General features: G+C 47.5%; 24 protein-coding genes. 16 read left to right on the top strand and 8 right to left on the bottom strand.

The window, feature by feature from the left end; translation table 11 throughout:
- The first annotated feature begins 108 nt into the window (after window positions 1-108).
- Window positions 109-1,785 carry an AMP-binding protein gene (locus OKC24_RS14095; RefSeq protein WP_130144084.1) on the top strand — a complete coding sequence of 559 codons (1,677 nt, stop codon included), beginning with the start codon at window positions 109-111 and terminating at the stop codon, window positions 1,783-1,785.
- A gap of 50 nt (window positions 1,786-1,835) precedes the next feature.
- Here the strand turns inward: OKC24_RS14095 and OKC24_RS14090 are convergent, their stop codons facing one another.
- Window positions 1,836-2,216: a hypothetical protein gene (locus OKC24_RS14090; protein ID WP_131276163.1), complete on the bottom strand. Its 381-nt coding sequence runs from the start codon at window positions 2,214-2,216 to the stop codon at window positions 1,836-1,838.
- Between the two features lie 103 nt (window positions 2,217-2,319).
- Between OKC24_RS14090 and OKC24_RS14085 the strand changes: the two genes are divergently transcribed.
- A complete protein-coding gene (locus OKC24_RS14085) occupies window positions 2,320-2,718 on the top strand; it encodes an MAPEG family protein (protein ID WP_130144083.1) in 399 nt (132 codons plus the stop codon).
- Between the two features lie 116 nt (window positions 2,719-2,834).
- The gene (gene ppa / locus OKC24_RS14080) at window positions 2,835-3,371 is read left to right on the top strand and encodes an inorganic diphosphatase (protein WP_265465731.1); all 537 of its coding nucleotides are present in this window, start codon (window positions 2,835-2,837) and stop codon (window positions 3,369-3,371) included.
- Window positions 3,372-3,458: 87 nt separating this feature from the next.
- Here the strand turns inward: ppa and OKC24_RS14075 are convergent, their stop codons facing one another.
- Window positions 3,459-4,781 (bottom strand): OprD family outer membrane porin, encoded by a 1,323-nt coding sequence (locus OKC24_RS14075; protein WP_130144082.1) that lies wholly within the window; start codon window positions 4,779-4,781, stop codon window positions 3,459-3,461.
- A 587-nt stretch (window positions 4,782-5,368) separates the two neighbouring features.
- On the opposite strand from OKC24_RS14075, the gene OKC24_RS14070 reads away from it, so the two are divergent.
- Window positions 5,369-6,136, top strand: a complete 768-nt coding sequence (locus tag OKC24_RS14070) for a TorF family putative porin (protein WP_130144081.1) — start codon at window positions 5,369-5,371, stop codon at window positions 6,134-6,136.
- A gap of 367 nt (window positions 6,137-6,503) precedes the next feature.
- Window positions 6,504-7,268 (top strand): TorF family putative porin, encoded by a 765-nt coding sequence (locus OKC24_RS14065; protein ID WP_130144080.1) that lies wholly within the window; start codon window positions 6,504-6,506, stop codon window positions 7,266-7,268.
- 90 nt (window positions 7,269-7,358) lie between these two features.
- Here OKC24_RS14065 and OKC24_RS14060 read toward each other — a convergent pair whose 3' ends face one another.
- Window positions 7,359-8,846, bottom strand: coding sequence for a YifB family Mg chelatase-like AAA ATPase (locus OKC24_RS14060; RefSeq protein WP_131276162.1), 1,488 nt, complete (start codon window positions 8,844-8,846; stop codon window positions 7,359-7,361).
- Window positions 8,847-8,912: 66 nt separating this feature from the next.
- On the bottom strand, window positions 8,913-9,140 hold the full coding sequence (locus tag OKC24_RS14055; RefSeq protein ID WP_130144078.1) for an accessory factor UbiK family protein: 228 nt from the start codon (window positions 9,138-9,140) through the stop codon (window positions 8,913-8,915).
- Between the two features lie 277 nt (window positions 9,141-9,417).
- Here OKC24_RS14055 and glnK point away from each other — a divergent pair, with 277 nt between their 5' ends.
- The 7 genes from glnK (at window position 9,418) to OKC24_RS14020 (ending at window position 15,564) form a co-directional block, all read left to right on the top strand.
- Window positions 9,418-9,756, top strand: coding sequence for a P-II family nitrogen regulator (gene glnK, locus OKC24_RS14050; RefSeq protein WP_004650081.1), 339 nt, complete (start codon window positions 9,418-9,420; stop codon window positions 9,754-9,756).
- A 60-nt stretch (window positions 9,757-9,816) separates the two neighbouring features.
- Window positions 9,817-11,211: an ammonium transporter gene (locus OKC24_RS14045; RefSeq protein ID WP_130144077.1), complete on the top strand. Its 1,395-nt coding sequence runs from the start codon at window positions 9,817-9,819 to the stop codon at window positions 11,209-11,211.
- Window positions 11,212-11,363: 152 nt separating this feature from the next.
- The gene (nrdR, locus tag OKC24_RS14040; protein WP_005013430.1) at window positions 11,364-11,822 is read left to right on the top strand and encodes a transcriptional regulator NrdR; all 459 of its coding nucleotides are present in this window, start codon (window positions 11,364-11,366) and stop codon (window positions 11,820-11,822) included.
- Between the two features lie 23 nt (window positions 11,823-11,845).
- Window positions 11,846-12,934, top strand: coding sequence for a bifunctional diaminohydroxyphosphoribosylaminopyrimidine deaminase/5-amino-6-(5-phosphoribosylamino)uracil reductase RibD (ribD, locus tag OKC24_RS14035; protein ID WP_130144076.1), 1,089 nt, complete (start codon window positions 11,846-11,848; stop codon window positions 12,932-12,934).
- Complete coding sequence (locus OKC24_RS14030; protein ID WP_130144075.1) at window positions 12,931-14,223, top strand: DNA adenine methylase; 1,293 nt, start codon at window positions 12,931-12,933, stop codon at window positions 14,221-14,223. Before ribD ends, OKC24_RS14030 begins: the two co-directional genes overlap by 4 nt.
- Window positions 14,224-14,247: 24 nt before the next feature.
- Window positions 14,248-14,907, top strand: a complete 660-nt coding sequence (locus tag OKC24_RS14025) for a riboflavin synthase (protein WP_130144074.1) — start codon at window positions 14,248-14,250, stop codon at window positions 14,905-14,907.
- A gap of 111 nt (window positions 14,908-15,018) precedes the next feature.
- Window positions 15,019-15,564, top strand: a complete 546-nt coding sequence (locus tag OKC24_RS14020) for a VTT domain-containing protein (RefSeq protein WP_130144073.1) — start codon at window positions 15,019-15,021, stop codon at window positions 15,562-15,564.
- A 66-nt stretch (window positions 15,565-15,630) separates the two neighbouring features.
- Here the strand turns inward: OKC24_RS14020 and OKC24_RS14015 are convergent, their stop codons facing one another.
- From OKC24_RS14015 to OKC24_RS14000, 4 genes are all read right to left on the bottom strand, one after another.
- Window positions 15,631-15,849, bottom strand: coding sequence for a hypothetical protein (locus tag OKC24_RS14015; protein ID WP_130144072.1), 219 nt, complete (start codon window positions 15,847-15,849; stop codon window positions 15,631-15,633).
- A gap of 133 nt (window positions 15,850-15,982) precedes the next feature.
- Window positions 15,983-16,612 (bottom strand): cell division protein BlhA, encoded by a 630-nt coding sequence (gene blhA, locus OKC24_RS14010; RefSeq protein ID WP_130144071.1) that lies wholly within the window; start codon window positions 16,610-16,612, stop codon window positions 15,983-15,985.
- A 35-nt stretch (window positions 16,613-16,647) separates the two neighbouring features.
- Complete coding sequence (locus tag OKC24_RS14005; RefSeq protein WP_130144070.1) at window positions 16,648-17,055, bottom strand: DNA polymerase III subunit chi; 408 nt, start codon at window positions 17,053-17,055, stop codon at window positions 16,648-16,650.
- Window positions 17,048-18,496 (bottom strand): leucyl aminopeptidase, encoded by a 1,449-nt coding sequence (locus tag OKC24_RS14000; protein WP_130144069.1) that lies wholly within the window; start codon window positions 18,494-18,496, stop codon window positions 17,048-17,050. The genes OKC24_RS14005 and OKC24_RS14000 overlap by 8 nt, the downstream gene beginning before the upstream one ends.
- Window positions 18,497-18,655: 159 nt before the next feature.
- On the opposite strand from OKC24_RS14000, the gene lptF reads away from it, so the two are divergent.
- From lptF to OKC24_RS13980, 4 genes are all read left to right on the top strand, one after another.
- A complete protein-coding gene (gene lptF, locus OKC24_RS13995) occupies window positions 18,656-19,756 on the top strand; it encodes an LPS export ABC transporter permease LptF (protein ID WP_130144068.1) in 1,101 nt (366 codons plus the stop codon).
- Window positions 19,757-19,758: 2 nt separating this feature from the next.
- On the top strand, window positions 19,759-20,829 hold the full coding sequence (gene lptG / locus OKC24_RS13990; RefSeq protein ID WP_130144067.1) for an LPS export ABC transporter permease LptG: 1,071 nt from the start codon (window positions 19,759-19,761) through the stop codon (window positions 20,827-20,829).
- Window positions 20,830-20,951: 122 nt separating this feature from the next.
- Window positions 20,952-22,499 (top strand): 2,3-bisphosphoglycerate-independent phosphoglycerate mutase, encoded by a 1,548-nt coding sequence (gene gpmI, locus OKC24_RS13985; RefSeq protein WP_130144066.1) that lies wholly within the window; start codon window positions 20,952-20,954, stop codon window positions 22,497-22,499.
- A 27-nt stretch (window positions 22,500-22,526) separates the two neighbouring features.
- Window positions 22,527-23,699 (top strand): S41 family peptidase, encoded by a 1,173-nt coding sequence (locus tag OKC24_RS13980; protein WP_130144065.1) that lies wholly within the window; start codon window positions 22,527-22,529, stop codon window positions 23,697-23,699.
- The last annotated feature ends 1 nt before the right edge of the window (window position 23,700 follow it).

The raw sequence follows: 23,700 nt of genomic DNA, 5'->3' as shown, positions 1-23,700 counted from the left end.
TCGTGAAATGGATGCAATATTAGGCTCACACAAGTTAAATAATGAGCGGCTTAATATTGAGAAAAACAGTTGAATTATTAAGGATTACTGACAGGAGAATCGGGCGTTATGGAAAAGATTTGGTTCGCAGAATACCAAAAGACGGGTATTCCAGAAACTGTAGAATTACCGCCGGAAAACACATCACTGAATGATATTTTTGAACGTAATTTTCAGAAATTCGGTTCGCGTGATGCCTTTATTTTTATGGACAAAGTCCTGACATTCAGCGAGCTGGATGAGGCAAGCCGTAAATTTGCGACCTATTTACAAAGTTTAGGTCTGGCAAAAGGTTCGCGTGTTGCGGTCATGATGCCGAACGTTCTGCAGTATCCAGTCGTGGCCTTGGGGGTGTTCCGCGCTGGTTTGGTTTTGGTCAACGTTAATCCGCTGTATACCTCGCGTGAGCTGGAGCATCAGCTTAATGATTCAGGCGCAGAAGTGCTGGTCATTGTTGAAAACTTTGCTTCCGTCTATCAGGCGATTCTGGGTAAAACGCCTGTGAAGCATGTGGTTGTGGCTTCAGTTGGCGATATGCTGGGCGCATTGAAGGGCACTCTCGTGAACTTTGTATTGCGTTCTGTGCGCAAGCAAATTCCGGCTTGGGATATTCCAGGCCATATCCGCTTTAATGCTGCGATGTCCAAGGTCAGCGCAAGCAACTATAAGCGTCCAAGCTTAACCTTAAGCGATACCGCTGTACTGCAGTATACCGGCGGTACGACGGGTGTTTCTAAAGGTGCAGAATTGACCCACCGCAACCTTGTTGCGAATATGCTTCAGTGTGACGGCATTTTCCAAAGCAAGTTTGGCCAGCAAGACGGCCAGCCGGATGACCGTATTTTCTGCGCATTGCCGCTGTATCATATTTTTGCCTTCATGGTCTGCGCGCTGTACGGCATGTACAAAGGCCAAGCGAATGTACTGATTCCAAACCCGCGTGATTTGCCGGCTGTAATTAAAGAGCTGCGCAAATACCAGCCGACCTTCTTCCCGGCAGTGAACACTTTGTTTAATGCATTGGTCAACAATGAAGAATTTAAGCAGCTGGATCACAGCAAAATGAAAATGGCGATGGGCGGCGGCATGGCTGTTCTGCCATCCACAGCGGCGGCATGGAAAAAAGTCACTGGCACGAATATTATCGAAGGCTACGGCCTGTCGGAAACTTCACCGGTTGCGACGGCAAATCCGCCATCATCTATGGAATTCAGCGGCACGATTGGCATTCCATTGCCATTAACCGAAGTTGCTATTCTTGATGATGACGGCAATGAAGTTGCATTAGGCGAGCAGGGTGAAATTTCAATCCGCGGCCCTCAAGTGATGAAGGGCTACTGGAACCGTCCGGACGAAACTGAAAAAGTCATGAGCAATGGCTTCTTCCGTACCGGTGATATTGGTGTGATGGATTCCCGTGGTTATATTAAAATTGTTGACCGCAAAAAAGACATGATTCTGGTGTCGGGCTTTAACGTCTATCCTTCTGAAATTGAAGAAGTTGTTTCTAAACATCCAAAAGTGCTTGAAGTGGCGGCGATTGGCGTGCCGGATGAAAAATCTGGCGAAGTGCCAAAGCTTTTCGTCGTGAAAAAAGACCCGTCCTTAACGACTGAAGAAGTTTTAGCCTTTGCAAAAGAAAACTTAACCGGCTATAAGCGCCCGCGTTATGTTGAGTTTATGGATGAATTGCCAAAATCGAATGTCGGCAAAATCCTGCGTAAAGATTTGCGTAAAACGGCTTAATCTGCACCATAAAAAAAGCGCCTTCAGGCGCTTTTTTTAGTGCTGCGCTTTTATTTTTTCATCAGCCAGCGGTCAAAGTAGCGGCGTCCAACGCCAAAAATGCCGAGAAAAATAAACATGGCGCCAAACTGCAGGCTGAATTGGCTTTGCTTAAAGGTGCCGTAGCTTAGCACATTGTCAATGATGCAATACACGAGAATGGCAATAGCCCAATGCCATAACGGCCATTGCTTAATGGATACCGCGTAAAATGCCGTCCAAAGCATGATAAAGGTAAAGACGGTCGACCAAACATTCATATTGGCGCAGATCACAGTCAGCAGAAAAGCTGTAACAGGAGTTACAATCTTTAAAACACGGTCTACCTGCAGCTGGTTCTGGCGCTGCTTTTCCAGCACCTCGAACATTTCTTTTTGATCCGGACTGACCATATTCAACCTATACACAGTTAAAGAAAACACTCTATTTAACAAAATTTATTGACGAATTGCCATGTTATGATGGCATTTATAAATTCATCAAGAGAAAAAACACATGCAAAGCATAAGTGGGATCATTTATCTCATTTTGGGCGCTTGTCTGCTCCCTTATGTTTTTACCTTTATTGCAAAAAAAACGTCAGGCCTGACAGCAAAAGACCATCAAAATCCAAGAGAAGCATTGGCTAAAGCAACAGGCATTAGCGCCCGCGCCAATGCGGTCCAGCAAAACAGCTTTGAAAGCCTGCCTTTATTTATCGGCGCTGTGCTGATGGCTGAATATATGGTGATTCCGCAAAGCTTTATTATGACCTTGGGGATTGCCTATATTGCGCTGCGCATTATTTACGGCATCTGCTATTTGGCCAATTGGGCAACTTTGCGTTCTATTATTTGGACGCTGTCCATGCTGTGTCCTGTATGCCTGCTGCTGATTATTATTAAAATTGTTTAGGCCCACTAGCATTTAGATGAAAATTTCAATGCGCAAAGGCAAAATCAAAAAAAAATACCGAAAAACCGTTATAATTGACGCGGTTTAAAAGATTTAACTTGTTAAAGAGCAATGCTATGAGCTACAGCAATATCCCAGCGGGTAAAGATGCGCCAAATGACATCTATGTAATTATTGAAATTCCTGCAAATGCAGCGCCAATCAAATACGAAATCGACAAAGATTCTGATGCGCTTTTTGTGGACCGTTTCATGGGTACAGCAATGTTTTACCCAGCGAACTACGGTTATGTGCCAAACACGTTGTCACTGGATGGCGACCCGCTAGACGTGCTGGTTGTTACACCGCACCCAGTAGAGCCGGGTTCTGTCATCCGCTGCCGTCCAGTCGGTAAATTGAACATGGAAGATGACGGCGGCGTAGATGCAAAATTAATCGCTGTACCGCATGACAAATTGACACCGCTTTATAAAGATGTCAAAGAATATACAGACCTTCCAGAATTGCTGATCAAGCAAGTTGAGCATTTCTTTGCTCACTATAAAGATTTAGAAGCTGGCAAATGGGTTAAACTCAACGGCTGGGAAGGTTCTGAAGTTGCTAAGCAGGAAGTACTCAGCTCTATCGAAGCGTATAAAGAAGCAAATAAATAATTGCTTTGCATCGGGCGGATGTATCCAGCCCAATAAAAAAACCTGCACATTGTGCAGGTTTTTTTATTGGCTTGAATATCGTGTGAATTAGAATAATTTCACAGGGATATCCAAGAAAATGCGCCATTCATTGGTATCGCCAATATAAGCGCCTTCATATGCGCTGTTTGCGCGGTAGATTGAGTTGCGCAGGCGCAGGCTGGCATCTTTGGCAAAACCGCTTTGCACAGTATATTTCACTTGGTTAAAGAATTCATTTTCTTTACCTTCGTCTGCTGTGCCGGCAACATTAATATCCCAGCCATAAACATAAGCGGTTGTCCAGTTTAAGCCTGGAACGCCTAATTTGCCGAAATCTAGGTTGTACTGTACTTGTACTGATTTTTCATGGTTGCCGATAAAGTCAGACAAGTATGAGTTCGGCAGGTAAATGCTTTGGAAACCGTCCGCATTTTGGCCATAATCATAGCCAACATTACCGGTATTTTGTTGGTATGCCAGCATGAGGTTGTGCGCGCCAGTATTATAAGTGCCTGAGATCGCCCAAATATTATTGGTTTTTTCTACGCCGGCAATGCCTGTTGCTGCATAGTTCGGTAAAACCTCACCTGTTGCAGAATAAGTTTGCGCATTTTTATCAAATTTAGTGTGGTAACCGCTGAAGTCATATGTCAAAGAGCTGCCGTTTTCCAAAGCTTGCTTATAGTTTGCATTGACATAGTGGCGGTCTAATTTATTTTTACTGTCTAAGCCATAGTATGAGGCATTCAGGGCATCGCTGAATTTATATTTTGCGCCCCAGACGACTGCGCTTTCCAGGTGGTTGCCGTCGGTATTGATTTGTTCAGACATTTGGTTCTTAGTGAATTTACCGGCAGTCAATTCCAGGCCATTGATTTCGCGGCTTGTCGCTAAAACACCTTCGAAATATTCAGGCACCATGCGGCCAGTATTGCTGGCAAGCACAGGCAAGTCTAGAACTTGTGTACCGTAGCGCACTTCAGTATTTGAAATGCGCGCTTTCACATTGGCGCCGCCGCGTGCCCAATGGTCATATGTATCACCGGCTTGTTTCTTGCCATTTAATGTTTCACGGGGAATCATGTTGTTGCCGGCATTTTTGTTTTCGCCCAGCTTGAATGAAGCATCGCCAACGGCACCTATACCAAAGCCAATCACGCCTTTGGTATAGCCAGACTCTAAATCAAAAATTGCAGATTGAGCTGCAGAGCTTTGGTCTTTTACGCCAGGCGCTTTCTTATCACGGTTAATGTAACCTGTGCGGAAAAGCACCGATCCTTCGGCATCTTCTACAAATCCTTTTGATTCGCTTTGTTCGCTTGCAAACGCTGTTGAAATTAAAGCTGCGTTAACAAGCAGCGCCAGTGTAAGCTGTTTTGATTTGAGCATTGGGATAAAGCCTTATGCAGAAAATATATAGTTAAAGAGTTCATAGATTGTATAAGTTTTCTATAAAAAAAGATCATTTTTATTGTTCTTATTACACTAAAGTTACGCATATTTTCGATAAAGTGTATAAAAAAATCTGCTAACAAAAACTAAATATTTCTAAGATTGTTTTTTAATTTTAATTAAAAACATAGAGATATATTTATTTTAAAGCGGAATGGCTATTTCACGATGCAGCTTTGATTTTCTTGAGGCTGTATCAGCAGTGCAAAATTCAGAACGCTTAAAAGCGGTTGCTGACAGATTGCTTTTTTTGCCGTGTGGCCGCTCAAAAAGGATGTTCTGCAAAACTGAAGCTGCTGACTGGTGTTTAAAATATTCTCGTGAAAAGTGTTGCAATATTGTTGGTTAATTGATCGAAATTTTGAATTTTGCCTAACTGGAATATGCTGAAAGTGAAAATCAATAGGTACCGGTCAAGCTTAAAGTTTCATCATATCTGAAATATAAGTTTACCAAAAGTTATAAAAATAATTAAAATCCGGCCTCGGGAAAAACAATTTTGCAAATATGCATATAGGGGAATCATGCCTGTATTTTCACACCGGACAGCAATGGCGCTATTGCTGGCTTTGACTTCATTTCATGCGTTCGCTGCAGACAAGGCAGAGGCGTCCAGAGCGCTCACCGGCAGCGTGTCCATTTTAAGCAAGTATATTTACCGCGGCGGTGTGGAAAATGATGATGCGGCTTTGCAGGCGGGTTTAGAATATGCGCATAGCAGCGGCGCATTTGCCGGCTACTGGGGATCGACCTTAGATTATGATGCAACGGATGAAAGCAAAGACTCGGGGTTTGAGCATGATTTTTATCTGGGCTATGGCCGTACGCTGAATGAGGACTGGAGCTATAGAACTCAGCTAACCGCTTATGTCTACCAAAATGGCGGCGCGGTTTATAGTGAAGATGGCAGTGAAAAGCGCCGTACCACAGGTGTAGAGCTGCTGAATAACCTGGATTATAAAAACTTAAGCGTGGGGCTGGCGGTCATGCTGGCCGATGTCAATTACAGCAATGCCGGCGATATCTACTTAAGCGCGGCATATGAGCATGCATTGCCGCAGGATTTTGCCTTAAGAACTTCTGTTGGCGGGTTTATCTATAATGACCGCCGTGATGATGGCATTGTCGAAACGGCGGAACATGCTGTATTTTCCGAGGCGCGTATTGGCTTGGCGAAGGCGTTGGGCAAGACAGGCGCTGAAGCGGTGCTGGAATATGTCTGGGGCGGCCAGGACCGCATGGGTGAATCACTGGAAGATCAGACATTGATTGGATTGAATTACAGTTTCTAAATTGATATCACAATCCGGATCGATCTTCTAAAAGTGTATAAATGCAAATTTATGCACTTTTTTTAAGCACTTTTGATTAATGTGGTGAAAAAACGTACTCAAAAAGAGGCATTTTTTATAATTGGTTACAAGTTGCTTATTTGCATGGCTTTCAGCATGCATTGTGAAGATGCTTCACGGTGCACCAAAGAATCATGCGCTTACGCATTGCCATGATTTAAAATTAAATAATTAAAAAACAAGAGGGTAATGTCTTGGATTGGGGGCTTATAAAACGGTCATGAATTTTTTATCCAGCTGTTTTGAAAAGTTGGCACAGCGTTTGCTACTTCTCAGTGAGTTTCAAAAATCTTCTGGGGATTCCAAAATGTTAAAAAAATTACTTGCTGTGACTGCTTTAACTGCTGCATCAGGCGCTGTATTTGCTGAAGATGCGCCAGCAATGCCATTTGGCTTAACCTTTAGCGGCAGCGCTGCGGTGACGACCGATTACCGTTTTCGCGGTGTGACGCAAACTCAAAACGACCCAGCGGTACAGGCCGGTTTTACATTAGGACATTCTTCAGGTTTGTATTTTGGCCTTTGGGGCTCAAATGTGAATTTTGGTTCAGGCACGCCAAGTCTGGAATTAGACCCGTCAATTGGTTATGCGACAACTTTAGAAAGCTTCAGCAGCAAGCCAGTACTTGATGTAGGCGTGGTGTATTACAATTACCCAAGCGCGAGCGATTTAAATTGGGCAGAATTGTATGGGAAACTGACATTTAAAGAAGTTCTTGCCTCAGGTGACAGCCTGTTAACCAACATTAACTATACCAATGATTATGCCGCTGCGGATACCAGCAGCTGGAACATCAATGCAGGCTATTCAGTTCCATTTGGTTCATCAGGCTTTGGCGGAGTGGCAGGCTTAGGTTATACCGTTGTAGATGATGAAAATAAATATGGATTCAGTGGCGATGATAACTATATTGACTGGAAAGTCGGTGTGACTTACGGCTTTAAATCAATTCCAGGCGCAACAGCTGAATTGGCAGCCATAGGCACCAATATGGATACAGATGGCATCTATGAGCCATCTTCACGCGCTGTGGAAACAGGCGCAGTTTTTACCTTAACTAAGACTTTCTAATTTAGAATGTGCTGGAAAAGCCCTGGATGCTGATGCATTCAGGGCTTTTTTATGTTTATCTCTGGGCTGTTCGGCTTTTGCGCATCCGCACTATGGCATTTGCCCTCTGTAGGACAAGGCTTCTGAAAGATGCTGTGTTTGAATGCGCTCTTCTAAAGACAAATCAGCAATAGTGCGCGCCACCCGCAGTACGCGGTGGTAAGCTCGGGCAGACAGATTCAGGCGCTGCTGCGCCATATTCATCATGTTCTGCGCTGTGCTGTCTAGAACAGCATGCTGTTCCAGCTGTTTGGGACTGAGCGCCATGTTGGCGAAGTTTTGCCGTTGTATTTGCTGCTGATAGGCTTTTAATACCCGTTCGCGCACTTGGGCGGAGGTTTCCGCGGGCTGTTTATCCTGCAGTTCAGATGCCTGCAGCGGCGGAACATCAATATGCAAATCAATTCTATCCAATAAAGGCCCTGAAATCCGGTTTTGATAGCGCTTAATCGCATCTGGGGAGCACTGGCAGCGGGCATCCTGATTGAATGCATAGCCGCAAGGACAAGGGTTCATTGCGGCAATCAGCTGAAAGTTAGCTGGAAAGGTGATCTGCCGCGATGCGCGTGAGATAATAATTTCTCTGGATTCCAGCGGCTGGCGTAAAACTTCCAGCACTTTCCGGTCAAATTCCGGCAGCTCATCTAAAAACAGCACGCCTAAATGCGCTAAGGTGATTTCACCGGGTTTGGGGTTGGAGCCGCCGCCTACCAAGGCAATGGCGGACGCCGTATGATGCGGTGCGCGGAAGGGGCGGTGGCCAAATTCATGCTTTGCGCTGGCAATCGAATAGATGCTGGCAACTTCTAAATTTTCCTGCAAATTCAATGGCGGCAGAATGCTGGATAAGCGTGAAGCCAGCAGCGTTTTTCCTGTTCCGGGCGGGCCGCGGAACAGCAGAGAATGCCCGCCGGCTGCGGCAATTTCCAATGCGCGGCGTGGCCGCAGCTGGCCTTTGACATCAGCCAAATCAAATTGATAGCTGGAGAAAGATGCCGGCTTCACTGCATTAAATTGCAGTAAAGGCGCGATTTGATTCAAATGATCACAAACATCTTTTAAATGGGTGGCAGCAAAAACTTCAAAATTAGGCAATTGAGAAGCTTCCTGTGCATTCTGTTCCGGCACAATCAGCTGATGCTTCGCCTGCTGGCAGGCAATCGCGATGCTTAAAGTGCCGGTGGTCGGGCGCAAATGGCCATCTAATGCCAGCTCGCCAATAAATTCCAGCTGTTCTGCAGCGTTTTCAGGCAATTGGCCAGATGCAATCAAAATGCCTAAAGCAATGGCAAGGTCTAAGCGTGAGCCATCTTTGGGCAAATCAGCAGGCGCCAAATTAATGGTTAAGCGTTTGGTGGGGAATTGAAATCCGCTGTTGATAATGGCTGATCTGACCCGGTCTTTACTTTCCCGAACAGCCGCTTCCGCCAGTCCAACAATGGTTAAGGAAGGCAAGCCTTGGCTGAGATGGACTTCAACTTCTATTAAAGGGGCATGCAGGCCCAATTGCCCGCGGCTATAAATTTTGGCAAAAGACATATTATTGTTCCGTTATAGTGCATTTTTTTTAATCATTATGCGTCTAATGCTGCACTAAAAAAGTGCTTATTTTTTGTTCTGTATTTTCAATTCGAGTGATTCTACTTGTTTCAGCAGCTCATTCAAACGCAAGTTTGCATTATTCAAAGCTGTGCGCTGACGTTCAATTTCTTCCTTAGACACTAAATCCATCTTGCTGACCGCTTCGTTCAGCAGTGCGCGTACATTATGTTCCAGATCTTTTTTGGGCTGATCCAGCTGTTCCATAATGGCTTGAAGTAAAGTTTCAAACATTTTTGATCTCCGTCTGATGCAGATGAGCGGGCAGTGTAGCATTGCCTTGCTGCAGACTATAGTATTTGAACTAAAAATAAGGCTGCTTCCGATGGGTAATATGATCATTCTTATGATAAATATGTCTAATTTTCGCGTCTAAAGCAGCATTCGAAGTCTAAAATAGGTTATAAATAAAACTCATGCTGGAAGCTTCTATTTTCCCCGACCTTGGAACTTTTGGCATGAAAATTGAACATAAAACCTTACTGGTGAAAGAAGCCGAAGGAAACCACACATGAAGCTTGTAACTGCAATTGTAAAACCCTTTAAATTAGATGATGTGCGTGAAGCGCTGTCTGAAATTGGTGTTCAAGGGATCACTGTCACTGAAGTGAAAGGATTTGGCCGTCAAAAAGGTCATACAGAACTATACCGCGGCGCGGAATATGTTGTTGATTTCTTGCCTAAAGTAAAAATTGAAATCGCAATCAGCGATGAAATGGTGGATTCAGTGATCGAATCTATTACACGTGTTGCAAGCACAGGAAAAATTGGCGACGGTAAAATCTTCGTTACCAATTTAGAACAAGTCATCCGTATTCGTACTGGTGAAACTGGTGCTGACGCTGTCTAAAAAATTGGCACGAAGTTTGCTGAGTACCTAATAACTCACAAAATAGGTCGGGGGATACGAATGAAAAAAATGCTACTTGCGCTCAGTCTGTCTGGCGCACTCTTAGGCGGTTCTGTTGCGTGGGCTGAAGAGGCCGTAACAGCACCTGCTTCTTCAGAAACGGCAGCCGCTTCAGCAGCTGAAACAGCGGTTGCGCCTGCAGCTGCAGAAGTTCCGGCAGCGGTGCCTGCGCCAGCACCTGCAGAAGAAGGGCCAAAACTGGACACAGGCGATACCGCCTGGATTTTAGTTTCAACAGCGCTGGTGCTGCTGATGACGATTCCCGGTTTGGCGCTGTTCTACGGCGGCATGGTCCGCAAGAAAAACGTGCTCAGCACCATGGCGCATAGCTTCGTCGCGGCAGCTATCGTCAGCATCACGTGGGTCGTGATTGGCTATACGCTGGCGTTTGGTTCAGGCAATGCCTTTATTGGCGGTTTGGATAAACTGATGCTGTCCGGCATTACGACAGCTGCGCTGACTGGAACCATTCCTGAAATTCTCTTTGTTATTTTCCAAATGACCTTTGCCATTATTACGGTTGCCATTATTACCGGTTCTATTGCAGAACGGATGAAGTTTGGCGCTTTTGTGGCTTTCATCACCGTTTGGTCTATTGTTGTCTACGCGCCAATCACGCATTGGGTGTGGGGCGGCGGCTGGTTGGGCAGTGATGGCGCGCTGGACTTTGCTGGCGGTACCGTGGTGCATATCAACTCAGGTGTTGCAGGCTTAGTGGCAGCGTATATGCTGGGCAAGCGTATGGGCTTGGGCCGTGAATCTATGGCGCCGCACAATCTGGCTTTAACTGTTATCGGTGCAAGCCTGGTATGGGTCGGCTGGTTCGGTTTCAACGGCGGATCTGCTTTGGGGGCAAACGGTTCTGCAGGTTATGCGCTTGTGGCGACTCAAGTAGCGGCGGCAGCGGCGGCGGTAGCATGGCTGATTACTGAAAAAGTAGTGCGCGGCAAATCATCAGTATTGGGCGGCGCGTCTGGCGCGGTAGCTGGCTTGGTAGTGATTACTCCGGCAGCCGGTTTTGTGACGGTGGGCGGTGCGATGGCGATGGGCCTAATCGGCGGTGTCGTCTGCTTCTGGGGAATTACTGCACTGAAACGCGCATTGAAAGCCGATGACTCTTTGGATGCTTTTGGCCTGCATGGCGTTGGCGGTATTGTGGGCGCGATCTTAACTGCATTCTTTGCCAGCCCATTCATTATGGGTGACAAAGCGCCAACAGACGTAATGCATCAATTATGGGTGCAAGTTGAGGGTGTATTGGCAACAATTGCTTATTCTGCAGTATTGACATTCATCATCCTGAAAGTGATCGATCTGGCCATTGGCATCCGTGTTGAATCTGATGATGAACGCATGGGTCTGGACTTGAGCCAGCATGGCGAACGTGTAGAATAATAATTTAGCGCAACAATTCATATAAAATATCAATATATTGTGTAAAACAGCCCGAAAGGGCTGTTTTTTTTCCATATATTGCGTAATGCTCTACAAAACTCATAATTTTTGCTACACTTTAAATCCATCAGGATTTGTTCAATTAAACCGCTATGCATTGTCCATTTTGCAACGCTGCAGACAGTAAAGTAATCGACTCGCGTTTGGCGGCTGAAGGCTGTCAAATTCGCCGGCGCCGTGAATGCGTGTGCTGCGGCGAGCGGTTTACGACTTTTGAAAGCTACGAAGTCGTGATGCCCCGCGTGATCAAGTCCGATGGCAAGAGTGAGCCTTTTGATGAAGCTAAACTGCGCCGTTCGCTGATGCACGCGCTGCAGAAGCGTCCCGTCACGCAAGAACAGATTGAAACAGTGCTGAGCGATATTCAATTGCAGATTCGCCGTTTGGGCGAGCGTGATGTGCGCTCATTGACCATTGGTGAAATTGTCATGCAGTCACTGTTTGCGCTGGATCATGTGGCCTATGTGCGTTTTGCTTCGGTGTATCAGGACTTTCAGGATGTCGAAGCATTCCGCCGCCAAATTGAGCAAATGCAGCATCGTGGCCAGTAAGCAAATTCAAATGAGTTATCAACATGTCTGAAACCAAGTCTGATCAGGACTGGATGCAATTTGCATTGACGGAAGCCGCTTCGGCTGTTTACCGGACACGGCCAAACCCAGCAGTCGGCTGCGTAATTGTCAAAAATAATCAAATCATTGGGCGCGGCGCAACAGCCCCTGTGGGCGGGCCGCATGCCGAAGTTTTTGCGCTCAGGCAAGCGGGAGAGCAAGCCCGCGGCGCAACTGCCTATGTGACTCTAGAGCCGTGCGCGCATTATGGACGCACTCCGCCATGCGCTAAAGGGCTGGTGGAAGCGGGGATTGCGCGGGTCGTCATTGCCTGTGCAGACCCCAACCCATTGGTCGCAGGCAAAGGGGTACAGATTTTAAAAGATGCCGGCATTGAAGTCGTGCAGGGCATTGGTGAAGCGCAGGCCGCGGCGCAAAACAGAGGCTTTTTAAAAGCCATTGCGACGGGAATGCCGTATGTCCGCTTGAAAATCGCCTCCAGTTTAGACGGACGCACGGCCATGGCATCCGGTGAATCCAAATGGATTACGGGTGCTGAAGCGCGTTTGGATGTGCAGCATTGGCGCGCCATTTCCGGTGTCGTGATTACCGGCATAGAAACGGTATTGGCGGATGACTGCCAGCTGAATGTGCGCCAGCTTAAAGACACTGAAGACTTAAGCGGCGTTGTGCAGCCGAAACGGCTGGTCTTAGACCGCCAGGGGCGTCTGCCTTTGAATGCTAAAATACTGATGCAGCCTGAAATGGTGATGGTCATGGGGCCATTCCGTCAGGAACTTGCGGATTTAGGCGTCACGCAATTAAGCGTGCAGCCTTTAAATACACTGCTGCAGAGCTTATCCCAGCAGTACCAGATATATGATGTGCTGGTGGAAGCCGGAGCGACGCTATCGACTGCATTTTTGCAGGAAAAATTAGTTGATGAACTGATCAGCTATGTTGCGCCGGTATTTTTAGGCCGTTCAGCACGCGCGATGTTCAATGCGGAATTTGACCGCATGGCAGAGCAGCTCCGCTTTAAGCTGGTGGATATTGCCCAAGTGGGTAACGACATCCGCTTAATGCTTATTCCTTCACAAGAGACACTATGAACTCAGAGTCTGCGGTTTATCACAAACGCCGTCACGCGGCACGCACTACCGATGAATATCTTTTCCATCAGCTGGTTCCTTATTTAGGCAACAAGCGCCGCTTGCTGCATCTGATTTTAGAAGCGCTGGAAAGTACGGGAACGCTGAACCGTGAAGATGGCCGGGCGCCGATATTTGCCGACTTTTTTGCCGGTTCTGGGGTTGTATCGCGCCTTGCCCGTCAAAATGGCTACCGGGTCATTGCCAATGACTGGGAGCCGTATAGCCACGCTCTAAACAGCGCGATTTTATCCTGCGTCGATGCGCCTGCGTTTAAAGAGCTGGGCGGCTATCAGAAAGCCATTGATTATCTGAACCGCCTGCCTGAAGTGAAGGGCTGGGTGACGCATAATCTGTGTCCGCGCAATGATGAAATTTATGATCCGGCGCGCGACCGCCTGTTCTTTAAACGCCGCAACGGCATGCGTATAGATGCCATCCGCCAGCAAATTGCCGCATGGCAGGCGCAGGGCGCGATTGATGATGTGGAAATGAGCGCTTTGCTGGCGCCGCTGCTGTATTCAGCAAGCTTTGTCAGCAATACCAGCGGGGTATTTAAAAGTTTTCACCACGGCTGGGGCGGCAAAACTCAAACTGCGCTGGAGCGGATTGAATCGCTGCTGTGGCTGACGCCGAGCCGTTTTTGTGAAATTGGCGATCCAAAACGTCCTGCTGCGGAAATGTGGTGTGTAGATGCGCAGCATTTGGCCAGCCAAATGAGCAGTTTTGAAGTGGATGTGGCGTATCTTGACCCGCCGTATAACCAGCATGCCTACAGCAGCAACTATCATGTGCTGAATGCGCTGACATTGTGGGATCAGGCGGACTTGCCGACGCCGGATACCAAAGGCTTTAAGAGCGGGATTGACCGTGCGTGGCGCAAAGAGCGCCCGAGCCCCTATAACTCGTCTAGGCATGCCAAAGAAGCGTATGAAAAATTATTGGAAACAATTAATGCGCGCTTTATTCTGACCAGCTATTCTACAGACGGCAATATTGAAGCGGCCGATCTGCTGCAGGCCAACTTAAAGCGCGGACGTGTGACTTTGTTAACGCAAGATGTGCCGCGCTACCGCGTCAGCAAGCAGCGCCAGTCTGAACGCGCGCGGGTATTGGAATTTATTGTGATTACCGATACCCATGCTAAATCAGGCCCGCCGATCCGCCAGCTGCTCGGCCAGCTGCATCATTTTGCAGAACTGGGCGGTGTTGACACTTCCGGTGTCAGCACTCAGCTGGACTTGTGGTAACCCATTTAAAAAATTGAGTACGCTATGTTTACAGGCATTATTGAAAGTTTAGGCAAAGTTGCCAGTGTGCAAAATGTGGGAGGCGATGTGCGCTTACGCATAGAAACCGATCTGGATATGTCTGATGTGCATTTGGGCGACTCCATTGCGACCAACGGCATCTGCCTGACGGTGATTGACTGGGGCGATAGCTGGTATGCTGCAGACGTTTCCCGTGAAAGCCTGAACCGCACGACGCTGGGCAGCTGGAAAGCTGGGCATCCTGTCAATGTGGAAAAAGCCATGCTGCCGACTACTCGCTTTGGCGGCCATATTGTCAGCGGCCATGTCGATGCGGTTGGTGAAATTACCGTGGTGCGTGAAGATGCGCGCTCTCTTTATTTTGAAGTGGCTGCGCCGGCAGAAATTGCCAAATATCTTGCTGAGAAAGGCTCGATTACCGTTGATGGCGTCAGTTTGACTATCAATCACCTGCGCGGCAATATTTTAAGCCTGAATTTGATTCCGCATACAGCCGAACGCACCAACATCGGCACCTGGAAAGCGGGTGTAAAAGTGAATTTAGAAGTTGATGTTTTAGCGCGCTATATCGAACGTTTATTGCTGGGGGATAAAGCCGCGCAAGCGCCGCAGCAGTCAAAAATCAGCATGGAATTTCTTGCGGAAAATGGCTTCATGAAATAAGCTGAATACTGAAAATAAAAACAGTCTGGTTGAAAAATTAGACTGTTTTTTTGTTTTTAGCTGTATTTTTGGGTCATAATGTTGTTTGAAACATCGCTTGGACAGGTGTAGATGATTGATTTTTTAATGAATATTGAACAATGGCTGCCAATGCTGCTGGACCAATATGGTGTATGGATTTACGCTATTTTGTTTCTGGTGATTTTTGCAGAAACGGGTTCAGTCTTCATGTTCTTCTTGCCGGGAGACAGCCTGCTGCTGGCGATTGGCGCCTTATGCTCTACAACAGACGCGGTGCATCTGCATTATATGTTCAGCCTGCTGTTTATTGCTTCAGTGCTGGGCTATACCGTTAATTACTATACCGGCAGTGTGCTGGGGCTGAAATTTTTCAATCAGCATTCGCGTTATTTCAAGCCGGAATATATGGTTAAAACCAATGCTTATTTTATGAAGCATGGCGGAAAGACCATTTTAATGGCGCGTTTTGTCCCTTTTGTCCGCTCTTTCGCGCCTTTTGCCGCAGGGTCTGCGCGCATGAATTTCGCCGTTTTTACTTTTTATAATGTGGTGGGCAGCTTGTTCTGGCTGGGCTTGCTGCTGGGGATCGGCTATGGCTTGGGCCATACGGTCAATGCGGTTGCGGATTCATTTTAAAATCAACACGGATTGATATAACTCAATAAAGCCCGAAGAAGCGGGCTGTATCAAACGAGCTGTTGGTTAATGCTTGGTCACAAGCAGGGCTGTGCTGCCTAAGCGCATGGATGGTTCATCCGCTGCTGCAAGGCTGAAATGGCCTTTTCGCGCTTCAAGCGTTAAAAATGCTGAAATGGATTGAAAATCGCTGCGGCTCATCCAGAGCTCCTGTGCGGTGACAGTCCATTGCCCTCCAGCAGGGAGGGCTTCAATTGTTCTGGAAATGCGGTTCAAAATGTCCATTTACCTGTCCTGATCAAAGCGGTGCGTCCGCTGATTAAAGGCATGCAGAAGAAGATTCTGCTGAGTGCATGAACATCGTGCTGCAAAAATATGTCAATTTAATGACATAAAGTTATTGATATGATAATTAATATTAACTTTTTGGAATTTCATTTGAAAAATTAGAGTTTTTCAAAATATATTCAATTTCTTCCTGCGCAGCCGCCTGCAGTTTGGCGCGGAAAGCGGCAACAGCCTGCTCGATTTGCGTTTCGGCTTCCAATTCTAAGCGCAGCCGCACACTTTCCAGTTCGGACAGCATTTCTTGATCAGAAACAGACAAGCCTTTGGCAAAATTGAAAGGCGCGCTTTCAGGGTTTTTATGATACCGCGAGGTATAAGTCTGGGTATCGCGGTCGATTGTTTGGCGGATGAGCGCTAGAGTTTGCGCCTGCGCGGCAAATTGGCGCAGTTCATCCTGCTGCAGCCGTTCCGCATAGGCCTGCTGTTCGGCGCGCTTTTTTTCCAGCGAACGTTCCAATGCCTGCTGTTTGCGGATGCGCGCTTCTTCAATCAGCTGCGCTTTACGTTCAGCATATGCTGTTTCAATGCGTTCAAAAGACAGCGCTTGCCTTTTTTGATCATGCTCCAGCCATTGCTGGACATTGCTGTCGGGCTGGAGTACATCACAGATGCGTCCAAGGTCATCAATAAAGGTCTGACGCACAGCTTCAGGCACATTTAACCAGCGCTGTTTAAAATCTGGACCAACATTCAATGCCACGGCAGCATCTCCTCAAATTGATAATTGAACACCAGTTAAAGCTTGAACATCTGCGGTTCAACCCCTAAGTGGCGGTATTTTTTGAATTTTTCACGGCCTATGATTTTAGCCGATTCATTGTTTTCAATAATTTCAATAATGTGACTAAAATTTGCATATTGTTCAAGTGCTTGATCGTTAAAATTAAACACAATCCAATCCTGCTGTTCAGGCAGATGCTCTGCAATGCATACCGGCGCATCCTGCTGATTGATACCGTGCGGAATGAAGCCTGCCGCATCAAAGCTCCACAGGCGTTCATCCAGCTGCTGCCGCAATTCTGCATCTTGGCTTAACAGCCAAATCCGCGCGGATTGACGCAGAATCTTACGGCATAAACGGCAAGCGCTTTCGACTCGCCGCTCAGGGCTTTTTTCAAACAGATAAAAGCTGACTTTAGCCATTGGCTTGAGTGCGGTTGATCAGGAATTGCATCAGTAAAGGTACTGGACGTCCAGTTGCGCCTTTATTGGCGCCTGAATTCCATGCTGTGCCTGCAATATCCAAATGCGCCCAGCGGTAGTCCTGTGTGAAGCGCTGCAGAAAACAGGCCGCGGTTACTGCGCCTGCTTTAGGCCCGCCAATGTTGGCAATGTCGGCAAAAGGCGAATCCAGCTGCTCCTGATAGTCGTCAATGACCGGCATGCGCCATACACGGTCAAATGAGGTTTGACCGGCTGCTGAAATTTCCGCTGCCAGTTCATCATCCGGCGTAAACATGCCTGTCAGTACAGAACCTAATGCTACAACACAGGCGCCAGTCAAAGTTGCAATATCAATGACCAGGGCCGGGTTGAAACGCTTGATATAGGTCAAGGTGTCGCACAGCACTAAACGGCCTTCAGCATCGGTATTCAGAATTTCAACGGTTTGACCGCTCATGGTGGTCACAATATCGCCCGGGCGGGTTGCATGGCCAGACGGCATATTTTCCGCAGCAGCGATTGCGCCAACCACATGAATCGGCAGCCCAGATTCACATAATGCGCGGATCGTGCCCAGTACAGAGGCTGAACCGCACATGTCGAATTTCATTTCATCCATGCCGGCGCCAGGTTTCAATGAGATGCCGCCGGTATCAAACGTCACGCCTTTGCCGACTAAGACGACAGGCGCTTCCGGACGGCTGGCTTGATATTCAAGGGTAATGATGCGACCCGGGCGGTCTGAACCCTTGCTGACGGCAAGAAATGCGCCCATGCCTAAATCGGCCATCTGCTGTTCATTCAGCACGGTTACTTTCAGCAGGTCTGGGAATTCCGCCGCTAAAGCCTGCGCCTGTTCGGCCAAATATTCAGGGAAACAGATATTGCCCGGGCGGTTGCCCAAGTCGCGGGTAAAGTTCTGGCCAGTCTGAATCGCTGCAATCAGGGCTAACTGCTGTTCTGTCAGCGCTGTTTGCGCAGCAATCAAATGAATCTGCTCAAGGGTGCCTTCATTCTTTTTCGATTTGTACTCATCAAAAGCATAAGCGGCCTGCGTCAGGCTTAATGCGAATAAATAATGCAATTCTTTCGGAAGCGCTGAAATATCAATGCTGATGTGCTGGAATTTTTTTTGTGAAGATTTGATAATTGTTTGTGCAATTTTCGCTAATTTTGCAGGCTGCAGTTCTGCCGCTTTGCCAATTCCGATCAGGGCCGTGCTGAGGCAGGCTTTGACCGAGCCAATTAGCGCTAAAGTTTCATTGAAGCCCGCTTTATATTGAACGGCTTCCATTATTTTATTTAAATCATTGATTTGATATGAGTCGGCAGCATTTTGAACGTGTTCAGAATCTACTAATATCAACAAAGACTGGCTAGACGCATTCGCTTGGAATGACGTATTAATCGTTAGTTTCATAGACGGTATTCGTGCCTTTTTAAATTTGCAAACCATTAAACCATTGAAACATTTTCCTGAACAGATTTTCAATGCGCAACATAGGGAAAGGTTTTTTATTTTCAGCATTCGGGTAAACTAGGGCTAGTTTTATCTGCTTATCTTTTTGGAAGAATTAATTTGATTATTCGGCGTTATCTGGTCAAGCAAGTTGTTTCGACATCTTTGGTTGTGATTGCCTTATTGACCTTGATCATGATGGGTGGCCGGCTGATCAAGTACTTTGGCGTGGCGGCGCAAGGCCGTTTAGATGCAAGCATTCTGTTCAGCATTATTGGCTACCGCCTGCCGGAGTTTTTAACGTTAATTTTTCCGCTGGGTTTTTTTATTGGCCTGATGCTGGTGTTTGGCCGCATGTATGTTGACCATGAAATGGCGGTGATGAACGGTAGCGGGATTAGCCGCCATCAGCTGGCGCGCCTGCTGATTCCAATGACGGTCATTTTTTTAGCAATACAGTCTTTTTTGATGATGTGGGCATCGCCATGGGGGCTGCGCCAGTTTGAAGCGCTGACCACCAGCCAGGCGGTGCGCACAGGCTTTGACTTGGTGCGGCCGAAGGAATTTATTTCCTCAGGCCCTTATACCATTTATGCCGGTGATTTATCGGATGACCGCAGAAACTTAAAAGATATTTTCTTTTATCAGCGGGCGGAAAAAGAAGGCAAGCCGGATGTGATTATTTTGGCGAAGGAAGCCACCCGTGTTGAAATGCAAAATGATGCCGCCAGCGTAGTTGACTTGACCGAAGGCCGCCGCTACGAAATTTATCCCGGCAAAGCCCGTTATTCGCAGGCTGAATTTCAAAGCTACCGCCTGCGTTTAGAAAATGATGCTGAAGCCAAGTTTGAAAGCGCGGAAGTAGAAGCGCTGCCAACCTCAAAATTATGGAAGAACCGTCAGGATCCCGTGGTTGCCAGTGAACTGGGCTGGCGCATTTTTGTGCCGTTTTCTATCGTGATTGCGCTGATATTGGCCGTAGCGTTGTCCGAAGTGAGTCCGCGCCAAGGCCGTTATCTAAAATTATTCCCAGCGTTGCTGATTTTTGCCAGCTTGATTGTGGCATTGATGGCGGTTAAAACCCGAATTTCCAAAGGCGAAATGGACATTTGGATCTATCCTGTCATTTTATTGGTTTATGCCATTGCAGGTGCACTGTTCTCACGCAAGCAAAAACTTGCGCCTAAAATTAAGAAACAAATTCAGCGAGTGAGGTCTTAACAATGTTAGCGCGCCGTATTATTGCCAAACATGTGACCAAAACGACTGCACTCGCGATGCTGGGTGCAACAGCGGTCTTGTCCAGCCTGCAGGTGCTGTTTACCTATTTGGGCGAGCTGGGCTCCCTCAAAGATGGTTATGGCGCATGGGATGCATTCCTGTATGTGCTGTGGGGCGCACCGCATGCGCTGTATGAAATTTTACCCATTTCGGCGCTGATCGGCGCTGTGCTGGGGCTGGGCACGCTGGCATCGAACAGTGAATTGATTGTGATGCGCTCTGTCGGGATCAGCTTATGGCGCATTGTGGGCTGGGTTATGCGTTCTGCACTCATTTTGGTGATTTTATCCTTTGCTTTGAGCGAATGGGTGATTCCCTATACCAATGAGAAATCAGAAAGCATCAAAAGCCACCGGACTGCCGCTGAACTGGGTGAAGTCAAAGGCTATTGGTCGCGTGAAGGGCAGCGCTTTATCTATATCGATTATGCCAATTCGCAAGGCCAATTAAAAAATGTCCAAGTGGTCGATTTTGATGACAGTTATCGGCTGCGCGGCACACTGGAAGCAGAGCTTGGTCAATTCGTCAAAGACGGCAGCTGGACATTGCAGAATGCCAAGCAAGTGGATATTTTGAAAACCGGCGATGCAGTGCTTGAGCAAAGCGCCAAGCTGCCATTGTCCTTGGCGCTGCAGCCGAAATATGTGCATATGGTGACGCTGGATCCTGAAGATTTGTCGCCAAGCCAGCTGGTCAGCTTCATGAGCTATTTGAATGAATACAGCCAAGTGCCTAAAACTTATCAATTGGCATTTTGGCAAAAAGCCGCTTCGCCGCTGGCGCTGATTGCCTTGGTGGTGATTGCCTGTTCCTTTATTTTCGGCCCGCTGCGCCAGCAGTCGATGGGCTTCCGCTTGGTGATTGCTTTGTTCATCGGTTTGGGCTTTTTCTATCTGCAGGATTTCCTCGGCTATGCCAGTTTGGTTTATTCGCCGTCGCCTGCATGGTTTGTTTTTGTGCCGATTGCGCTGATTTTTGCAGCTGGCGGTTACCTGCTGCACCGCGCAAGATAAGCGGAAAGCATCGAGGAAAGCTATGCTCCTGAACAGGATTAACTGTGCCGGGATCATAGAGTCTTGACCGAAAATTCGGTAAGATAGCGTGATTAAATTATAGACCTGAAGAGTGTGCAATTATGTCGGATGCAGCTGCTAAAAAAATCCCTCACGTTTTAGTAATTATGGATGGTGTGGGACATCGTGTTGAAGAGAAAGATAATGCCTTCTTAGCGGCGAAACGCCCTAATTTGACAGCGATGGAAGCAAAGCATCCGCATGGTTTAATTTCAGGTTCTGGCGAAGACGTCGGCTTGCCGGATGGCCAAATGGGCAACTCTGAAGTGGGGCACATGAACCTTGGCGCTGGCCGCGTGCTGTATCAGGACTTTACCCGCATTACCAAAGACATCCGTACTGGCGTGTTCTTTGAACACGAAGTGCTGGTGGATGCTGTAGAAAAAGCCAAAGCAGCCAATGGCGCAGTGCATATTATGGGCCTGCTGTCGCAAGGCGGCGTGCATTCACATGAAGACCACATTGTGGCGATGGCGGAATTGGCGCTGAAACGCGGCGCGAAGGTCTATTTGCATGCATTCTTGGATGGCCGTGATACGCCGCCAAAAAGCGCGCAGCCGTCTTTAGAAAAATTGGATGCGCTGTTTGCGCAATATCCTGGCCAAGGCCGTATTGCAACGATGATTGGCCGCTATTTTGCCATGGACCGTGATAACCGCTGGGACCGTGTAGAACAGGCTTACCGCCTGCTGACAGAAGGCGAAGCGCTGCGCACGGCTGCAACAGCTGTTGAAGGTCTAGAACAGGCGTATGCGGCCGAAGAATCAGATGAGTTCGTGAAAGCGACCCGCATTGGCGATGTTGCAAAAATTCAAGATGGCGACAGCGTCGTCTTCATGAACTTCCGTGCAGACCGCGCGCGTGAAATTACCAAAGCGTTTGTGGAAAAAGACTTCGCTGGCTTTGAGCGTAAAACTGTCCCAGCCTTATCTAAATTTGTCATGCTGACCCGTTATCAAGCAACCATTGATGCGCCTGTAGCCTATATGCCGGAAGCGCTGGTGAACTCGATTGGCGAGTACTTGTCGGGCTTGGGTAAAACGCAGCTGCGTATAGCTGAAACAGAGAAATATGCGCATGTCACCTTCTTCTTCAGCGGCGGCCGTGAAGATGAATATCCCGGCGAAAAGCGTATTTTGATTCCTTCTCCAAGCGTTGCAACGTATGATTTGAAGCCGGAAATGAGCGCATACGAAGTGACTGATGAGCTGGTGGCTGCCATTAATTCAGGTGAATTTGACCTGCTGGTGGTGAACTATGCCAATGGCGATATGGTTGGCCATACGGGCGTATTTGATGCTGCAGTGAAAGCGGTTGAAGCGGTAGACACTTGTCTTGGCCGGGTATATGACGCGGTCATGGCAAACAAAGGCCACATGATTATTACTGCTGACCATGGTAATGTGGAACAGATGCAGGATTATGTCAGCGGTCAGGTGCATACGCAGCATACCACTGAGCTGGTGCCGTTTATTTATGTCGGGCCAAATGCTGCAGAAATTGATGAAGGCGGCGTGCTGGCGGATGTCGCGCCGACATTGCTGACTTTAATGAATGTGCCGGTTCCAGCAGAAATGCAGGGGCGCAATTTAATACACGTGAAGGCTTAAGCATTAAGCATATGCAAGGATAGAGGAATGGCGAAAGCGCATTGGCGGTCTGCGGTACTGTTTACCACACTGATGTGCGCGGGCCATTTGACATGGGGAGCAGGCAAGATGCCTGCTTCCGATGATTTTGACGGGGAGTTCGAGGTAACTTACCAAGAGATTCCTGTCGAATCCATTCAGCAGTTTGTGCAAATTTACGGCATCGTCAAAGATAATTATGTCAAAGAAAAAAATGACGATGAACTGTTCCAGCAAGCCATCAAAGGCTTATTGAGCGGCTTAGACCGTTATTCTAGATATTTGTCGCCAGAAGATTATAAGCAGCTCCTGCAATATACTGAGGGCGATTTAGCCACGGTTGATTTTGATCTGCGCTTTGACACAGCGTTGCAGCATTGGGTCATTCATAATTTAAAGCCGGATGCGGACTCGGCTAAGCTGGGCCTGAAAAATGGCGTGACAGTGTATAAAGTTGAAGATCAAGAACTGAAGAGGCTGAATCAGGATCAGGTGAAGCATGTTTTGGATGGCGCAATTGGCTCGACGCTCAGCCTGCAGCTGTCCGCCAATAGTTTGCCGATGAATTTGGTGCGTAATACTAAAATTGAAACGGATATTGAGTCCCGTTTACTGAATAATCAGGTGCTGGTGCTGCATATTAAGGTGTTTCAGCAGGACACCGCCAATGAAGTGAAGCGCTTGATTGAAAGCCATGCATCATCCAAATTAAAAGCGGTGCTGTTTGACCTGCGCAATAACCCTGGCGGTTTGCTGTCAGCAGCAGTGGAATCGGCCGATTTATTTTTAAATCAAGGCATCATTGTGTCGACTAAAAGCCGTTCCGAAGGTGATCAGCAGTTTCAGGCTTTGCCCAGCTTTGAATTTCAAAATTTGAAAGTAGGGATTTTAATTAACAGCCGTTCAGCATCTGCCGCGGAAGTGTTTACAGCGGCGATGAAAGAGCATGGGCGCGCATGGGTGGCCGGCGAAAAAAGCTACGGCAAAGGCGTAGTTCAGAAGTTATTTCCGCTGAGTAATGGCGCAGCGTTACAGATGACGGTTTCGCAGTACTATACGCCGAATGGGCGCATGATTGAAGGCACTGGCATTCAGCCCAATCTGAGCTATCCGATCCCGCATGATATGCGGGAGGAGAGCTATATTGAACATGTTGCAGATTTGCTGCTGCTTCAGAAATAAA

The sequence above is a fragment of the Acinetobacter entericus genome (genome assembly GCF_026168575.1).
In the GTDB taxonomy this organism is placed as follows: domain Bacteria; phylum Pseudomonadota; class Gammaproteobacteria; order Pseudomonadales; family Moraxellaceae; genus Acinetobacter; species Acinetobacter bouvetii.
This window is presented reverse-complemented; position numbering and strand designations above follow the sequence as displayed.

Coding starts and splice junctions, on each gene's coding strand:
- OKC24_RS14095 (WP_130144084.1), top strand. CDS start 109: ATGGAAAAGATTTGGTTCGCAGAATACCAAAAGACGGGTATTCCAGAA.
- OKC24_RS14090 (WP_131276163.1), bottom strand. CDS start 2,216: ATGGTCAGTCCGGATCAAAAAGAAATGTTCGAGGTGCTGGAAAAGCAG.
- OKC24_RS14085 (WP_130144083.1), top strand. CDS start 2,320: ATGCAAAGCATAAGTGGGATCATTTATCTCATTTTGGGCGCTTGTCTG.
- ppa (WP_265465731.1), top strand. CDS start 2,835: ATGAGCTACAGCAATATCCCAGCGGGTAAAGATGCGCCAAATGACATC.
- OKC24_RS14075 (WP_130144082.1), bottom strand. CDS start 4,781: ATGCTCAAATCAAAACAGCTTACACTGGCGCTGCTTGTTAACGCAGCT.
- OKC24_RS14070 (WP_130144081.1), top strand. CDS start 5,369: ATGCCTGTATTTTCACACCGGACAGCAATGGCGCTATTGCTGGCTTTG.
- OKC24_RS14065 (WP_130144080.1), top strand. CDS start 6,504: ATGTTAAAAAAATTACTTGCTGTGACTGCTTTAACTGCTGCATCAGGC.
- OKC24_RS14060 (WP_131276162.1), bottom strand. CDS start 8,846: ATGTCTTTTGCCAAAATTTATAGCCGCGGGCAATTGGGCCTGCATGCC.
- OKC24_RS14055 (WP_130144078.1), bottom strand. CDS start 9,140: ATGTTTGAAACTTTACTTCAAGCCATTATGGAACAGCTGGATCAGCCC.
- glnK (WP_004650081.1), top strand. CDS start 9,418: ATGAAGCTTGTAACTGCAATTGTAAAACCCTTTAAATTAGATGATGTG.
- OKC24_RS14045 (WP_130144077.1), top strand. CDS start 9,817: ATGAAAAAAATGCTACTTGCGCTCAGTCTGTCTGGCGCACTCTTAGGC.
- nrdR (WP_005013430.1), top strand. CDS start 11,364: ATGCATTGTCCATTTTGCAACGCTGCAGACAGTAAAGTAATCGACTCG.
- ribD (WP_130144076.1), top strand. CDS start 11,846: ATGTCTGAAACCAAGTCTGATCAGGACTGGATGCAATTTGCATTGACG.
- OKC24_RS14030 (WP_130144075.1), top strand. CDS start 12,931: ATGAACTCAGAGTCTGCGGTTTATCACAAACGCCGTCACGCGGCACGC.
- OKC24_RS14025 (WP_130144074.1), top strand. CDS start 14,248: ATGTTTACAGGCATTATTGAAAGTTTAGGCAAAGTTGCCAGTGTGCAA.
- OKC24_RS14020 (WP_130144073.1), top strand. CDS start 15,019: ATGATTGATTTTTTAATGAATATTGAACAATGGCTGCCAATGCTGCTG.
- OKC24_RS14015 (WP_130144072.1), bottom strand. CDS start 15,849: ATGGACATTTTGAACCGCATTTCCAGAACAATTGAAGCCCTCCCTGCT.
- OKC24_RS14005 (WP_130144070.1), bottom strand. CDS start 17,055: ATGGCTAAAGTCAGCTTTTATCTGTTTGAAAAAAGCCCTGAGCGGCGA.
- OKC24_RS14000 (WP_130144069.1), bottom strand. CDS start 18,496: ATGAAACTAACGATTAATACGTCATTCCAAGCGAATGCGTCTAGCCAG.
- lptG (WP_130144067.1), top strand. CDS start 19,759: ATGTTAGCGCGCCGTATTATTGCCAAACATGTGACCAAAACGACTGCA.
- gpmI (WP_130144066.1), top strand. CDS start 20,952: ATGTCGGATGCAGCTGCTAAAAAAATCCCTCACGTTTTAGTAATTATG.
- OKC24_RS13980 (WP_130144065.1), top strand. CDS start 22,527: ATGGCGAAAGCGCATTGGCGGTCTGCGGTACTGTTTACCACACTGATG.